11 protein-coding genes are annotated in these 15193 nt (G+C 61.2%); 7 read left to right on the forward strand and 4 right to left on the reverse strand.

Annotated elements, in window-relative coordinates:
• Nucleotides 1-26: 26 nt before the first annotated feature.
• The 3 genes from galK to galE are packed head-to-tail and all read right to left on the reverse strand — an operon-like array spanning nt 27 to nt 3283.
• On the reverse strand, nt 27-1175 hold the full coding sequence (gene galK, locus OC537_RS15540) for a galactokinase (RefSeq protein ID WP_163148386.1): 1149 nt from the start codon (nt 1173-1175) through the stop codon (nt 27-29).
• Nucleotides 1172-2218, reverse strand: a complete 1047-nt coding sequence (locus OC537_RS15545) for a UDP-glucose--hexose-1-phosphate uridylyltransferase (RefSeq protein WP_234689887.1) — start codon at nt 2216-2218, stop codon at nt 1172-1174. The genes galK and OC537_RS15545 overlap by 4 nt, the downstream gene beginning before the upstream one ends.
• Before the next feature lie 51 nt (nt 2219-2269).
• Nucleotides 2270-3283, reverse strand: a complete 1014-nt coding sequence (galE, locus tag OC537_RS15550; RefSeq protein ID WP_234568734.1) for a UDP-glucose 4-epimerase GalE — start codon at nt 3281-3283, stop codon at nt 2270-2272.
• Between the two features lie 217 nt (nt 3284-3500).
• Between galE and OC537_RS15555 the strand changes: the two genes are divergently transcribed.
• The 6 genes from OC537_RS15555 (at nt 3501) to OC537_RS15580 (ending at nt 13708) form a co-directional block, all read left to right on the forward strand.
• Complete coding sequence (locus OC537_RS15555) at nt 3501-4505, forward strand: substrate-binding domain-containing protein (RefSeq protein ID WP_163148389.1); 1005 nt, start codon at nt 3501-3503, stop codon at nt 4503-4505.
• Between the two features lie 561 nt (nt 4506-5066).
• Complete coding sequence (locus tag OC537_RS15560) at nt 5067-8108, forward strand: beta-galactosidase (RefSeq protein WP_262112591.1); 3042 nt, start codon at nt 5067-5069, stop codon at nt 8106-8108.
• Nucleotides 8109-8329: 221 nt separating this feature from the next.
• Nucleotides 8330-9316 (forward strand): galactose/glucose ABC transporter substrate-binding protein MglB, encoded by a 987-nt coding sequence (gene mglB / locus OC537_RS15565; protein WP_262112593.1) that lies wholly within the window; start codon nt 8330-8332, stop codon nt 9314-9316.
• Between the two features lie 53 nt (nt 9317-9369).
• Nucleotides 9370-10890 carry a galactose/methyl galactoside ABC transporter ATP-binding protein MglA gene (gene mglA / locus OC537_RS15570; protein WP_041206573.1) on the forward strand — a complete coding sequence of 507 codons (1521 nt, stop codon included), beginning with the start codon at nt 9370-9372 and terminating at the stop codon, nt 10888-10890.
• A 15-nt stretch (nt 10891-10905) separates the two neighbouring features.
• A complete protein-coding gene (gene mglC, locus OC537_RS15575; RefSeq protein ID WP_106885521.1) occupies nt 10906-11916 on the forward strand; it encodes a galactose/methyl galactoside ABC transporter permease MglC in 1011 nt (336 codons plus the stop codon).
• Between the two features lie 58 nt (nt 11917-11974).
• Nucleotides 11975-13708 (forward strand): methyl-accepting chemotaxis protein, encoded by a 1734-nt coding sequence (locus OC537_RS15580; RefSeq protein ID WP_262112596.1) that lies wholly within the window; start codon nt 11975-11977, stop codon nt 13706-13708.
• Between the two features lie 805 nt (nt 13709-14513).
• Here OC537_RS15580 and OC537_RS15585 read toward each other — a convergent pair.
• A complete protein-coding gene (locus tag OC537_RS15585; protein WP_262112598.1) occupies nt 14514-14690 on the reverse strand; it encodes a hypothetical protein in 177 nt (58 codons plus the stop codon).
• Nucleotides 14691-14881: 191 nt separating this feature from the next.
• Here OC537_RS15585 and OC537_RS15590 point away from each other — a divergent pair, with 191 nt between their 5' ends.
• Complete coding sequence (locus OC537_RS15590) at nt 14882-15094, forward strand: hypothetical protein (protein WP_262112600.1); 213 nt, start codon at nt 14882-14884, stop codon at nt 15092-15094.
• The last annotated feature ends 99 nt before the right edge of the window (nt 15095-15193 follow it).

A 15193-nucleotide genomic window follows, 5' to 3' on the forward strand; every position in this document is an offset into this window, starting at 1 on the left:
GTGACCTGTCACTCATCTGCTTCCCGTTAGAGCCTGCCGGCCCCGGCGCTGGCGCGGCAGACGTAGCAGTCCGCCTTGAGGCCAAACCTGGCCGGGTACTGGGCCTCGACCACGGCGATCACCTCGTCCACCTGCGCCGGGCGCAGCAGGGCCACCACGCAGCCACCGAAGCCACCCCCTGTCATGCGCACGCCGCCCTGGGTACCGATCTCTGCCTTGATGATCTCTACCAGGCCGTCGATGGCGGGCACGGTGATCTCGAAGTCATCCCGCATGGCGGCATGGGACTGGCCCATCAGCTCGCCGAGGCGCACCAGATCGCCAGAGGCCAGCGCCTCGGCGGCGGCCAGGGTGCGGGCGTTTTCTCCCACCACGTGGCGGGCACGGCGGTAGCAGGCTTCGTCCAGCCCGGCCTTGCCCGCTTCCAGCGCGGCCAGATCCAGGTCGCGCAGGGCCTTGACCCCGTAGTGACGGGCGGCGGTCTCGCACTGCTGGCGACGGGTGTTGTATTCGCTGTCCACCAGGCCGCGACGCACGTTGGAGTTGACGATCAGCACCGCCAGATCTTCGGGCATGGGGATGAGGCGTGTCTCCAGGGATCGGCAGTCCAGCAGCAGGGCGTGATCCTGCTTGCCGCTGGCGGAGATCATCTGATCCATGATGCCGCAGTTGCAGCCGACGAACTGGTTCTCCGCCTGCTGGCCGTTGAGGGCGATCTCGGCCTGGCTGATGTGAAGCCCCAGGGCCTCCTTGAAGGCCTGGCCTATGGCCACCTCAAGAGACGCGGACGACGACAGGCCTGTCCCCTGGGGCACGTTGCCTGAGACCACCAGATTGAGGCCGCGCAGGGCATGGCCACGGGCCTGCAGATGCTTGACCACGCCGCGAATGTAGTCGCTCCAGCGCTGATCCGGATGATGGGTGATGGGCTTGTCCAGGTCGAACAGATCCCGCTGGTTGCCGTAGTCGGCGGCGATCACGTGCACCAGGTTGTCGCTGCGCAGGCCGATGGCGACGCAGGTCTCGTAGTCGATGGCGCAGGGCAGCACGAAGCCGTCGTTGTAGTCGGTGTGCTCGCCGATGAGGTTGACGCGACCGGGGGCGCGCACCAGCAGGTCGGGTTGTTGCTCAAACTGCTCGGCAAACACGGCGCTGACGCGTTGGCTCGGGGTCATGGGGTCACCTCATTGGCTTTGTAATGAACGGGGGAGAGGGAGCGCAGGCGCTCGGCGGCCTGTTCCGGGGTCAGGTCTCGCTGGGTTTCGGCCAGCATCTCGAAGCCCACCATGAACTTGCGTACCGTGGCGGAGCGCAGCAGGGGCGGATAGAAGTGGGCGTGCAGTTGCCAGGCCTCGGGGCAATCCGACTTGGGCGGCGCGAAGTGCCAGCCCATGGAGTAGGGGAAGCTGCACTCGAACAGGTTGTCGTAGCGGCTGGTGAGCTCCTTGAGCGCCACCGCCAGATCCTCCTGCTGCTCACGGGTGAGACCCAGCAGGGAGGGCACATGGGCCTTGGGCAGCAGCAGGGTCTCGAACGGCCAGGCCGCCCAGAAGGGCACCACGGCCAGCCAATGTGTCGTCTCCACCACTATGCGGGATCTGTCCGCCAGCTCCCGCTCCACATAGTCCAGCAGCAGCGGGCGGCCGTGTTCGGCCAGCCAGTCGCGCTGGTGCTGCTCTTCGCGGGCGATCTCGTTGGGCAGGAAGTCGCTGCCCCACAGCTGGCCATGGGGATGGGGGTTGGAGCAGCCCATGACGGCGCCCTTGTTTTCAAAGACCTGCACCCAGTCCCACTGGCTCGACAGCTCGGCCACCTGGCTCATCCAGGTGCTGATCACCGCCTCTATGGCGGGCAGCGCCAGCTCGGGGAGTGTCTTGCCGTGATCCGGCGAGAAGCAGATGACCCGGCTGGTGCCGCGGGCGGCCTCCAGCTTCAGCAGGGGATCCTGCTGGCTGTCGGCGGCCGGGGTGTCTTGCATCAGGGCGGCGAAGTCGTTGGTGAAGACGAAGGTCTCCTGATAGTCGGGATTCTGGTCGCCGGTGACGCGCTTGTTGCCCGCACAGAGGAAGCAGTCCGGATCGTGGGACTGGCTCGGTGCCTGGCTTATTTTTTCGACCTGACCCTGCCAGGGGCGCTTGGCCCTGTGGGGGGAGACCAGTACATACTGGCCGGTCAGCGGGTTGAAACGGCGGTGGGGGTGATCAACAGGGTTGAACATCATCACTCCAATCAATGAGTTGAGAAAATCGTAACGGGCAGGCCGTCAGGCCTACTCCTCGTAACCGTTCGGGTTGGCGAACTGCCAGCGCCAGCTGTCGGCGCACATGGCCGCGAGATCCCGGGTGGCATGCCAGCCCAGCTCGCGCTCGGCCTTGGCGGGATCGGCCCAGCATTCGGCGATGTCACCCGGGCGTCTGGGTTCGATGCGACAGGGCAGGGGGCGGCCGCATGCCGCCTCGAACGCCGCCACCATCTGCAGCACGCTCTGGCCCTGGCCCGTACCCAGGTTGTAGGGGTGGACGCCGCCTCGCCCCGCACAGTGGTGCAGCGCCTTGACGTGCCCCTCGGCGAGATCCATCACATGGATATAGTCGCGCACCCCTGTGCCATCCACCGTGTTGTAATCGTTTCCAAATACCGAGAGACAGTCACGACGGCCAATGGCCACCTGAGTGATATAGGGCATGAGATTGTTGGGCATGCCCTGGGGATCCTCCCCCAGGGTGCCGGACTCGTGGGCGCCGACCGGGTTGAAGTAGCGCAGCAGCGTCATGCTCCAGTGGGGTTCGGCGGCCTGCAGATCCTCGAGGATCTCCTCGATGATCAGCTTGGATCGGCCATAGGGATTGGTGGCGCTGCGCGGGAAGTCCTCCCGGATGGGGGTGCTGGCCGGGTCGCCGTAGACGGTGGCCGAGGAGCTGAACACCAGGTTGTGAACCCCGGCCCGCTTCATCGCCTGCAGCAGCACCAGGGTGCCGCTCAGGTTGTTCTCATAATATTCGAGGGGGATCCGGGTCGATTCGCCGACCGCTTTCAGGGCGGCGAAGTGGATCACTGCGTCTATCTGCTGCTCGGCGAAGATGCTGTCCAGCAGGGCAGGATCACGGATATCCCCCTGATAGAACTTGGGCATCTGCCCGCTGATGGCGGCGACCCGTGTCAGCACGGCGGCCTTGCTGTTGCAGAGGTTGTCCACCACCACGGGCTCCATGCCTGCCGCCTGCAAGGCCAGACAGGTGTGGCTGCCGATATAGCCGCAACCGCCGGTCACCAGTACTCTCATCCTCTTCTCCACCGTTCGTGCCTCACGCAAGGAAAGCCTGAGCAGGAGTCTAGCCGAGGGGCTGACGGACAAACTGTGAACTGGTTAACAAATATGTGGAAACGATTACACTTGTTTGTGTGGTTATAAATGCATCGACATGGCTTTTCCCCCTGTTATCAGTGACATTGCCCGGTATAATGGCGCCATATCGAACCGTGAAATAAGTGAAAACAGCATGAGCACCATCAAGGATGTCGCCCGTTTGGCCAATGTATCGGTGGCAACGGTTTCACGGGTGATGAACAACTCACCCAAGGCCAGCGCCGCCTCCCGCGAGGTGGTGCAGAAGGCCATGGCAGAGCTGGGCTACACCCCCAACGCCAACGCCCGGGCCCTGGTCAGCCAGACCTGCGACACCATGGGGGTGGTGGTCGGTGACGTGGCGGATCCCTTCTTCGGAGCCCTGGTCAAGGGGGTCGCCGCCGTGGCGGTGGAACAGGGGTTGCACCTGCTGATGGGTAATGGTTTTCACCGCGCCCAGCAGGAGCGGGAAGCCATAGATCTGCTGATCGGCAAGCGCTGCGAGGCGCTGGTGGTGCACAGCAAGGCGCTCAGCGACGAGGAGCTCATCGACTACGCCCTGCGAGCCCCCGGCATGGTGCTGATCAACCGCGACATCCCCAGCCTGAGGGGCCGCTGCATCGCCCTCAACAACCGGCAGGGGGCCGCCACCGCGACCCGCCATCTGCTGGAGCTGGGGCACCGTCACATCGCCTTCCTCAGTTCGGATCACGCCATCGAGGATGCCCTGCTGCGCCATCAGGGTTATCAGGATGCCCTGGCCGAGGCGGGTTTGAGCGCAGATCCCGAGCTGGTGGAGAGCGGCATGCCCAATGAGGAAGGGGGGGAGCGCGCCATGCTCAACCTGCTGGCCAAGGGGCTGCCCATCACGGCCGTGGTGGCCTACAACGACGCCATGGCGGCAGGGGCCATCTCTGTACTGGCAGACAACGGCCTCAAGGTGCCGGAAGAGGTCTCGGTGGTGGGCTTCGATGACATCATCTATGCCAGATACCTGAGACCCAAGCTATCCACCATGCGCTATCCCATAGAACTCATGGCCGCCCAGGCCGCCAAGCTGGCGTTGCAACTCGCCGCAGGGGAGAGCGAGACGGTGCAGAGCCGGATCTACACCCCGACCCTGATCAACCGCCACTCGGTCGCGCCCGTCAGGCTCTGATCGCTGCGTCTTCTCGCCGCCGTCATGGCGGTGGGGTGGGGTGCAGAGGCACGCTTACAGACTCCTGTCCTGCTCAACCGCCACTCGGTGGCGCCCCTGCGTCTCCTCACCGCTGTCATGGTGGTGGAGTGGGGCGCAGAGGCGCCGCCACACGACTAGATCCCTGCTCAACAGCCGCTTGATGGCGTCAGCCAATTTCTGCGCAATCGTATCTGATAGTACCCACCAGACTCTGCAGGCTGTGCTTCTTGCCGCCTTCTTACGGTGGATTGGGGCCACTAGGGTGGCCCCACACGATCATGACTCTGATGACACGCCCTGAAAAATTTCCATTCGAAGCTCAATCTCTCTCTTTTTCCCCGGTTTCCCCGTCTGGATCGCCCTGTTTCAGCCTGCCTATCCGGCAGGGCGATCTTTTACTTTCATTTATCTTATTTTTACCCTGTTTTACTTAACAAAATCAGTGTAATCGTTTACATCTGTGTGAGCGAGATCGCCGATCACCGGGCAAAACTCCCCTACACTGCATGCGTTATCTGTTTCATGCAGGGAGAGAGAAGAATGCTCAGGGAGATAGTGGCCCGTCAGGACTGGCAGACCCAGGCGATTACATCGGTGAATCGTCTGCCTGCCCATACCCCCTTGTTCAGCTGGCGCAGCGAGGCCGATGCCCGTGCCGGGCTCCCTTCGCCCTCCCGCATGCTGCTCGATGGCGACTGGCGTTTCTCCTTCTTCGAAGCCCCTGAGCTGGTGCCAGAGGAGTGGCTGAGCGGGGATCTGCCCGGCGCGACCCCCATCAGGGTGCCCGGCAACTGGCAACTGCAGGGGTTTGATCGCCCCATCTACACCAACATCAAGTACCCCTTCCCCTGCGATCCGCCCAGGGTGCCGGCCGAGAATCCCACCGGCTGCTATTCCCGCGAGATTGAGCTGCCCGCCGACTGGCTGACCAGCGGCCAGACCCGGATCATCTTCGATGGGGTGGACAGCGCCTTCCATCTGTTCTGCAACGGCCGCTGGGTCGGTTACTCCCAGGACAGCAGGCTGCCTGCCGAATTCGATCTCGGCGACTTCCTGCAGGCCGGTGTGAACCGACTGGCCGTGCTGGTGCTGCGCTGGTCCGATGGCTCCTATCTGGAGGATCAGGACATGTGGCGCATGAGCGGCATCTTCCGCTCCGTCAGCCTGCTGCACAAACCCGAGCGCCGGCTGCTGGACGTGCGGCTGACCCCTGTGCTGGATGCCTGTTACAGGGACGCCCGCCTCAAGGTGGCGCTGCAGGTCAATGAGGGCGCCGGGTTGGCGGTGGAGGCCAGGCTCTATTTCGGTGAGACGCTGATCGCCGATCGGCGCCAGCCGCTCGGTACAGGCGCCATCGACGAAAAGGGCGCCTACACAGACAGGGCCGAGCTGTGGCTGGAGGTAGCGGCGCCGCACAAGTGGAGCGCCGAGACTCCCCATCTTTATCGACTTACCCTGACCCTGCTGGATGAGCAGGGCGAGCCCATCGAGAGCGAGGCCCATGACGTGGGTTTTCGGGCGGTGGAGATCAAGGGCGGCCTGCTGAGGGTCAACGGCCAGCCGCTGCTGATCCGCGGCGCCAATCGCCACGAACACGATCCCGCCCTGGGCCATGTGGTGACCCCTGCCGCCATGGAGCAGGATCTGCGGCTGATGAAGCAGCACAACTTCAATGCGGTGCGCTGCTCCCACTACCCCAACCATCCCGAGTTCTATCGACTGTGTGACCGGCTCGGCCTCTACGTGGTGGACGAGGCGAACCTGGAGACCCACGGCATGACCCCCATGGGGCGGCTGGCGCAGGATCCCGCCTGGAGCAACGCCTTCCTGGAGCGGGTCACCCGCATGGTGGCGCGGGACTTCAACCACCCCAGCATCATCATCTGGTCCCTGGGCAACGAATCCGGCTATGGCCCGGCCCACGACGCCATGTACCAGTGGGTCAAACGGGCCGATCCGAGCCGGCCGGTCCAGTACGAAGGGGGCGGGGCCGATACCCCGGCCACCGACATCATCTGCCCCATGTATGCCCGTACCCATCAGGATCAACCCTTCCCAGCGGTGCCCAAGTGGGCGCTGGCCAAGTGGATAGGCCTGCCGGAAGAGACCCGGCCGCTCATCCTCTGCGAATATGCCCACGCCATGGGCAACAGCCTGGGGGGCTACGCCCACTACTGGCAGGCGTTTCGCGATCATCCCCGCCTGCAGGGCGGTTTCGTGTGGGATTGGGTGGATCAGGGGCTCGACAAGAAAACCGACGATGGCCGCCATTTCTGGGCCTATGGCGGTGACTTCGGCGATATTCCCAACGATCGCCAGTTCTGCTGCAACGGCCTGCTATTCCCGGACCGGACGCCGCATCCCACCCTGTTCGAGGCGAAACGGGCCCAGCAGCCCTTCGTGCTGACCCTGCAAAGCCGGCAGCCGCTCCGGGTCGAGATCCGCAGCGAATACCTGTTCCGCCTCACGGACAACGAAGTGTTGCGCTGGCAGCTGCTGGAGGACGGTGTGGTGCTGAGCCAGGGTGAGTGCCCGCTCGAGCTGGCGCCCCAGGGCAGGGTGACGCTGACCCTGCTGGAGCGGCTGCCGGGCTTTGCCGCAGGCACCCTGGCCTGGCTGGATCTGGCCATAGTGCAGCCCACCGCCACGGCCTGGGCCGGGGCGGATCACGAGGTGGCGCGCCAGCAATGCATGCTGCCGACCCCTCTGGCCCTGCCTGTTACCCGGGCTCCCGCCTCATTGAGCGAGCAGCCGGACCACTGGCTGGTGCGTGCCGCAGGCAGCGAGTGGCGGCTGGACAAGGCCAGCGGCCGCATCAGCAGCTGGCAGAAACAGGGCCGTGAGCGGCTGCGGGATGCCATCGCCGATCACTTCTACCGGGCACCGCTCGACAACGACATCGGCACCAGCGAGGCGGATCACGCGGATCCCAACGCCTGGATTGCCCGCTGGCAGGAGGCCGGGCTCAATGATCTGCAGCACCGCTGCCTCGGCCTGGAGGCTAACCCCGATAAGGGGACGCTGGTCGTATCCCACGGTTACTTCGTCGGGGAGTCGCTGCGGCTGCTGACCCGCTGGCATCACAGCTTCGGTGCCGACGGCGCCATGGCGCTGCGCATAGAGGTGGAGGTTGCCGCCGACATGCCGTCCCTGCCCCGCATCGGGGCCAGGCTCTGGCTGGCCGACGAGGTCGACGAGGTGAGCTGGCTGGGACGCGGTCCCCACGAGAACTATCCGGATCGTCAGCTTTCCGCCGACCTCCATCGCTGGCAATTGCCGATCTCGGCCCTGCACACCCCCTATGTGTTCCCGACCGACAACGGTTTGCGTTGCGATACCCGTCAGCTGCGCCTCGCAGAGGTGAGCATGGAGGGCAAGTTCCACTTCAGCGTCAGCCGCTACAGCCAGCAGCAGCTGGCCCAGGCCCGCCACCAGACCGATCTGGTGGCCCTGGGGGGATTGCACCTCTGCCTGGATGGTTTCCACATGGGTGTAGGGGGTGATGACTCCTGGAGCCAGAGCGTGCGACCCGAATTCTGGTTGTCGCCTGGAAGTTACAGTTGGAACTGTGTTCTACACTGAATCTGACGCCGATGACGAAAATGGATTCGTAAAGGTCTTTTAATTGGATATCTGATTGATTTTAAAGTGTTTTATGTCTATGTAACAGAGTGTAAACGTTTTCATTTTGTTGCCATGATCACAGACCGCCATACAACAAACTGATTACATTAGGCTGGCGCCAGTTCAAACGGTGTACAGCATTCCCTACAAAAACAGATATTAGAGATCGGAGCATAACAATGAAAAAACTCACGACAGTTGCCACCTTGCTGATGGGACTGATGGCGGGAGCCCAAGCCCAGGCCGATACCCGTATCGGTGTCACCGTCTACAAGTATGACGACAACTTCATGGCGGTAGTGCGCAAGGCCATCGAGAAGGAAGCGACAGCCAATCCCGGTGTGGAGCTGCTGATGAATGACTCCCAGAATGACCAGTCCAAGCAGAACGACCAGATCGACGTGCTGCTGGCCAAGGGCGTGAAGGCGCTGGCCATCAACCTGGTTGACCCGGCGGCGGCCCCTGTCGTGATCGAGAAGGCCCGTGCAGACGAGATCCCCGTGGTGTTCTACAACAAGGAACCGAGCGCGGCCGATCTGGCCAGCTATGACAAGGCCTACTACGTGGGTACCGACTCCAAGGAGTCAGGCATCATCCAGGGCCAGCTGATCGCCAAGCACTGGAAGGCACACCCTGAGTGGGATCTGAACAAGGATGGCGTCATCCAGTTCGTACTGCTGAAGGGCGAGCCGGGCCACCCGGATGCCGAAGCCCGTACCACCTACGTCGTCAAGACCCTGAATGACGGCGGCGTCAAGACAGAGCAGCTGCACATGGATACCGGTATGTGGGATACCGCCATGGCGAAAGACAAGATGGACGCCTGGATCTCCGGCCCCAACGCCAACAAGATCGAAGTGGTCATCGCCAACAACGACGGCATGGCAATGGGCGCTGTTGAATCCCTGAAAGCCCAGGGCAAGAGCGCCATCCCGGTGTTCGGCGTCGATGCCTTGCCGGAAGCCCTGGCCATGGTCAAGAGCGGTGCCATGGCGGGTACAGTGCTGAACGATGCGGCCAACCAGGCCAAGGCCACCTACGAGCTGACCAAGAACCTGGCTGAAGGCAAGCCGGCCGGTGAAGGCACCAACTGGAAGATCGACAACAAGGTCGTGCGTGTTGCCTACGTGGGCGTTGATAAAGACAACCTGTCCCAATTCGAGTAATTCCCCCCTCCAGGGCAAGGGAGATCCCCTTGCCCTTTTTTCAACCAGATGTGATGGCTGATATGACAACACGGCAACAATCAGAATGGCTGTTGGAGATGATTGACGTCAGTAAGAGCTTTCCTGGCGTCAAGGCACTCGATAATGTCAATTTACGGGTCCGTCCTCATTCTGTGCATGCGTTGATGGGCGAGAATGGCGCAGGAAAGTCCACGCTGCTCAAGTGCCTGTTCGGCATCTACGAGAAGGATCAGGGCAAGATCTTCTTCAAGGGCGAGGAGGTCAACTTCACCTCTTCCAAAGAGGCGCTGGAAAATGGCGTATCCATGGTGCACCAGGAGCTGAACCTGGTATTGCAACGCACCGTGATGGACAACATGTGGCTAGGTCGCTATCCCACCAAGGGCTGGTTCATCGACCACGGCAAGATGTATGACGACACCAAGCGCATCTTCGACGAGCTGGACATCGACATAGACCCCCGGGTCAAGGTCGGCACCCTCTCCGTCTCCCAGATGCAGATGATCGAGATCGCCAAGGCATTCTCCTATGACGCCAAGATCGTCATCATGGACGAACCCACCTCCTCCCTGACCGAGAAAGAGGTCAACCACCTCTTCAAGATCATCAACAAGTTGAAGGACAAGGGGTGCGGCATCGTCTACATCTCCCACAAGATGGAAGAGATCTTCCAGCTCTGTGACGAGATCACCATATTGCGGGATGGCCAGTGGGTGGCGACCCAGCCGCTCGAGGGTATGACCATGGATCAGATCATCGGCATGATGGTCGGTCGTGAGTTGACCCAGCGCTTCCCGGAGAAAACCAACCAGCCGAAAGAGGTGATCCTCGAAGTCGAGCACCTGACGGCCAAGAACCAGCCTTCCATCAAGGACGTGAGCTTCAACCTGCACAAGGGAGAGATCCTCGGCATCGCCGGTCTGGTGGGGGCCAAGCGCACCGACATAGTCGAGACCCTGTTCGGCATCCGCGATCACAGCGACGGTGTCATCAAGCTGCACGGCAAGGAGGTCGCCAATCGCAATGCCCACGAGGCGATCCAGAACGGCTTCGCCCTGGTGACGGAGGAGCGCCGCTCCACCGGGATCTACTCCCGTCTCGATATCGCCTTCAACTCCCTGATCGCCAACATGGACAGCTACAAGGGATCCATGGGGCTGCTCAGCGACAACAAGATGAAGAGCGATACCCAGTGGGTCATCGACTCCATGCGGGTCAAGACACCGACCCAACAGACACAGATTGGCTCCCTCTCCGGGGGCAACCAGCAGAAGGTCATCATAGGCCGCTGGCTGCTGACCCAGCCGGAGATCCTGATGCTGGATGAACCGACCCGCGGCATAGACGTGGGCGCCAAGTTCGAGATCTATCAGCTCATCCTGGAGCTGGCGAAGAAGGACAAGGGCATCATCATCATCTCGTCCGAGATGCCTGAACTGCTGGGGATCACGGATCGCATCATGGTCATGAGCAATGGCCGGGTCGCGGGGATCGTCAACACCAAAGAAACTGACCAGAGCGAGATCCTGCGCCTGGCATCTCTGTACCTATAAAGACAGGAAGACATTATGGAGTCGGCTAAAAATTTCAATCTGATGCAGGCGCTCAAAGAGAACGCCATCTACCTGGTGCTGCTGGTGTTGCTCATGATCATAGTGATCCAGGAGCCCTCCTTCCTCAGCCTCACCAACCTCAGCAACATCCTGACCCAGTCCTCGGTGCGGGTCATCATAGCCCTCGGGGTGGCGGGCATCATCATCACCCAGGGTACGGATCTCTCGGCCGGTCGTCAGGTCGGTCTGGCGGCGCTGATCGCGGCCACCATGCTGCAGGCGCTGACCAACGTCAACAAGGTGTTCCCCAGTCTGGGTGAAGTGCCCATTCCTGTGGTGATCCTGCTGGTGTGTGCTGTGGGTGCCCTGATCGGTCTGGTCAACGGCCTGATTGTTGCCTACCTGAACGTGACGCCCTTCATCACCACCCTGGGCACCATGATCATCGTCTACGGCATCAACTCCCTCTACTTTGACTCGGTAGGTGCCTCCCCGGTGGCCGGCTTCGACCCCCGCTTCTCCAGCTTCGCGCAGGGCTTTATCCGGATAGGGGGATTCAAGCTTTCGTATCTCACCTTCTATGCGGCCATCGCCAGCGTCTTCGTCTGGGTGCTGTGGAACAAGACCCGCTTCGGCAAGAACATCTTCGCCATCGGTGGCAACCCGGAAGCCGCCAAGGTCTCCGGCGTCAACGTAGCGGTCAACCTGGTGATGATCTACGCCCTGGCCGGCGTCTTCTACGCCTTCGGCGGCATGCTGGAAGCGGGCCGCATCGGCAGCGCCACCAACAACCTCGGCTTCATGTATGAACTCGATGCCATCGCGGCCTGCGTGGTGGGCGGTGTCTCCTTTGCCGGTGGTGTGGGGACTGTCGCCGGTGTCATCACAGGGGTGCTCATCTTCACCCTGATCAACTACGGCTTGACCTACATAGGGGTCAGCCCCTACTGGCAGTTCATCATCAAGGGCGGCATCATCATTCTTGCCGTGGCCCTGGACTCCATGAAGTACGCCAAGAAGAAGTAAGCATTGGCAGAGAGGGTCGGACATGTTCCGGCCCTTTCTACTTGGAGGGACCCACCCCATGCCATTCAAAGTCAAAATCAACGTCCTGCTGCTGCTCGCCATCCTGGTCACCATCGGCACCGCCTGGTTCAGCGTCAATCACTTCATCAGTGGCTATATCCGCACCCAGGCGACCCAGAACATCAACGAGCAGATCACCCTGGTCAAGGAGAAGCTGGCCGGTGACATCAACCAGAAGGTGCTGCTGGCGGCGAACCTCAACCTCGGGGTGACCAGCGTCAAGAAGGCGCTGCAGGAGACCGGCTTTCACAACATCGTCAAACTGATCGGCGACATGGCGTTCGACGTGAACGGGGTCATCGACGACAAGGCCAGGGTTGAAGCCCTGCGCAAGCTGATCCCCGCCGCCAACAACCAGATCACCGTCAGCTCGCTGGAGCAGCTGGACGGCAAGCCGGTCATCTCCATCCTGGTGCCCCGGGGTGCCGATTCCGCCTACCTCTATTACCTCGATATGAGCGAGTTCAAGGCGCTGCTGGCCAAGGTAAGCGGGGAGGGGCGCTACTTCTCCCTTGCGGACAGTCAGGGCCAGGTGCTCTACAGCAGCAAACCCCAGGGAGAGAGCGAGTCTCGCCCCAATCAGCTGGATATCCGTGGCAGCCAGTGGCTCCTGACCGGTTACGTGGACCTCGATTACATCCGGTCCATGACCCAGGCGCTCAACGGCAAGATCACCCTGGCCCTGCTCGGGGTCGCGGCCCTGGTGCTGGTGATCTCAATGGTGGCCCTCAACCTGGCCTACCGCCCCATCCTCTCCCTGCGTGATCTGGTGCAGGAGCTGTCTCGGGGCAGCGGCGATCTGACCCGCCGCCTGACGGTGACCAGCAAGGATGATCTTGGCCAGATCTCGGCCGGCATCAACCGCTTCATCGAGCGGCTGCAGGAGATGATGGGAGAGGTACGGGAAGCCAGCGGCCAGCTCAACGAAGGGATCTCGGGTCTGGCCAGGCAGACGGGCTCGGCCCAGGGGCTGTTGGCCGAGCATGTGCGAGAGACCGAACAGGTGGTCACCGCAATCAACGAGATGAGCCGTACCGCCGTCTCGGTATCGGAAAGCGCCGCCAGCACGGCCCAGCTGACTGGTCAGAGCCAGCAGCTCGCGAGCCAGTCGCGCCGGGTGGTGGATCAGGCCATGGCCAGCGTCACCGCCCTGGTGACGGAGGTGGAAACCACGGCCCATTCCATCGCCGCCATGCAGCAGGATGTGCAGCAGATTGGCTCCATCCTCGGGGTCATCGGCAGCATCGCCGAGCAGACCAACCTGCTGGCCCTCAACGCCGCCATCGAGGCCGCCCGTGCCGGTGAGCAGGGGCGCGGCTTTGCCGTGGTCGCCGACGAGGTGCGCTCCCTGGCGGGCCGTACCCAGCAGAGCACGGCCGAGATCCAGACCATGCTGACCCGGTTGCAGCGGGGGACCCAGACTGTGGTGGCGGCCATGGGCAACACCCGGCAGAGCTGTCAGGATGCGGCAGAGAACACCAGCAAGGTGAATGCGTCGCTGGATCTGATGGCGGGGGAAGTGGTGGAGATCAACGATCTCATCAGTCATATCGCCACAGCGGCGGAGCAGCAGAGTGCGGTCGCCGAAGAGATCAACCGCAACATGAGCGCCATCGCCGAGGTGATCACCCAGCTCAAGGGCAATGGCGAGCGGACGGTTGAGAGTTCGACTTCAATGCAGCACACCTATGACAGGCTGCGGGAGATAGTGGGGCACTTCCGGCTGGAGTAAGGTCGGTTGGATTGGTCGTGGGCACCCTGGCCGCTGGCGCCAGGGTGGTAGCTCACAGGGAAAGTGTGAAAAATTCCCAAAAAAAGATGGGGGCGACTTGCGTCGCCCCCGATAGTCTTATCGCTCATATCCTTGAACGAAGTTGCTCCCTGCAATCCCTGACTATACCTCTTCCTTTAGGTTTCCCCTTCCCAATCCTTTGGGGTGTCCTTTAGCCATCATGGCCTGACGAGTCATCCGTTCCCGTCGCACTTTCTCCGTCCTGGGAGGTGTCCTTTACCACATCCTGTGGTGAGTCCATTTGCCCAACCCTGGCAGCCAGTCTTCCTGACCGACTTCATTGCGTCCGTGCAGGAGTAACTATAAGGATTTCCCGGGGGACGACAACGGCATGTTGAAAAACGTTTTTTCGAAACTCGTTTCTCGAGAAATGATAATGATGTCATTTCTTTGTAAATCATTTAGTTGTGATTTTTAAGTGCGGTTTTTTTGCTCCTATCTTCCGACTATGGCGAGAATTTTTGAGGCGCTTGGCTTACGTCTGCTATGGCGAATGTCTCACGGCTCGTTTAACTGAGGTTCAGAAAAGTCACCAGGGTCAGAGTCGATCGCAGATAGGCGAGCCGGGGCCGTCAGCATCCAGGGTCAGAGGCACCTGTGCCAGGACGGGTCGAGGGGTGAACACAGAGGGTTGCATGGGGGTGCTGGCCGGAAGCGGCTAGAAGGAGCGGGCTTATCGGGGGAGGGGTATGCCGGTGTGGGGAACTGACAACCCAGGAGGAGGCGTTCTCCCCCTGGGGCAGTATCAATGGTGCTGCTGGCCGCCATGCTGTTGGCACAGGTAGGCGGGGAGCAGCTTCTGGGGGGCCTGGTCAATGTGGCATACCACCAGCGGCATGGCGGGGGCGCCCTGGGCCTGAACCAGGGTCGGGGTCATGGGCAGAACCAGGGCGACCAGCAGAAACAGCGATTTGATCTTCATGGTTATCTCCTTGGTGATAGAAAATAGCGTGATCCTGATCACTTTCTGAGTTAAGGCGAACCCGGGAGTGGCGCAAGGTGGCGCAATAAATTCAACTAATGAAAAAACTTTAAAACCGGGATGCAATGGCGCTGGTGAGAAAAGCATCGCCAGGATGCGCTCAGAATGCATATCCATATAAAGGAGATGCGATGAGCACCCTGATACGGAGGGCTGCCCGTACGGGTTGGCGCCGATGCCATGATCTGGGACAAGAGATGGATTATTCAGGCGAAGGGATGAAGATGACTATTTATGTGGTGAGTGGCGGGAGTATTTATGAGGATAAATGCATGGATGAACGTATAAAATTCAAACAAAAAATAAAAACCAGACATGCTTATGATTTTATTGGTTATTTATAATTGTTCATATCCATTTGTAGATATCTGGCATGAATGAAAACGGTATCCTGGTGAAATAAAACATGCCTTTATTGCGTCGTTATGCGGCAGGCGTTAATG

The sequence above is a fragment of the Aeromonas sp. Marseille-Q5825 genome (assembly GCF_946892685.1).
Taxonomy (GTDB): Bacteria; Pseudomonadota; Gammaproteobacteria; order Enterobacterales; family Aeromonadaceae; genus Aeromonas; species Aeromonas rivipollensis.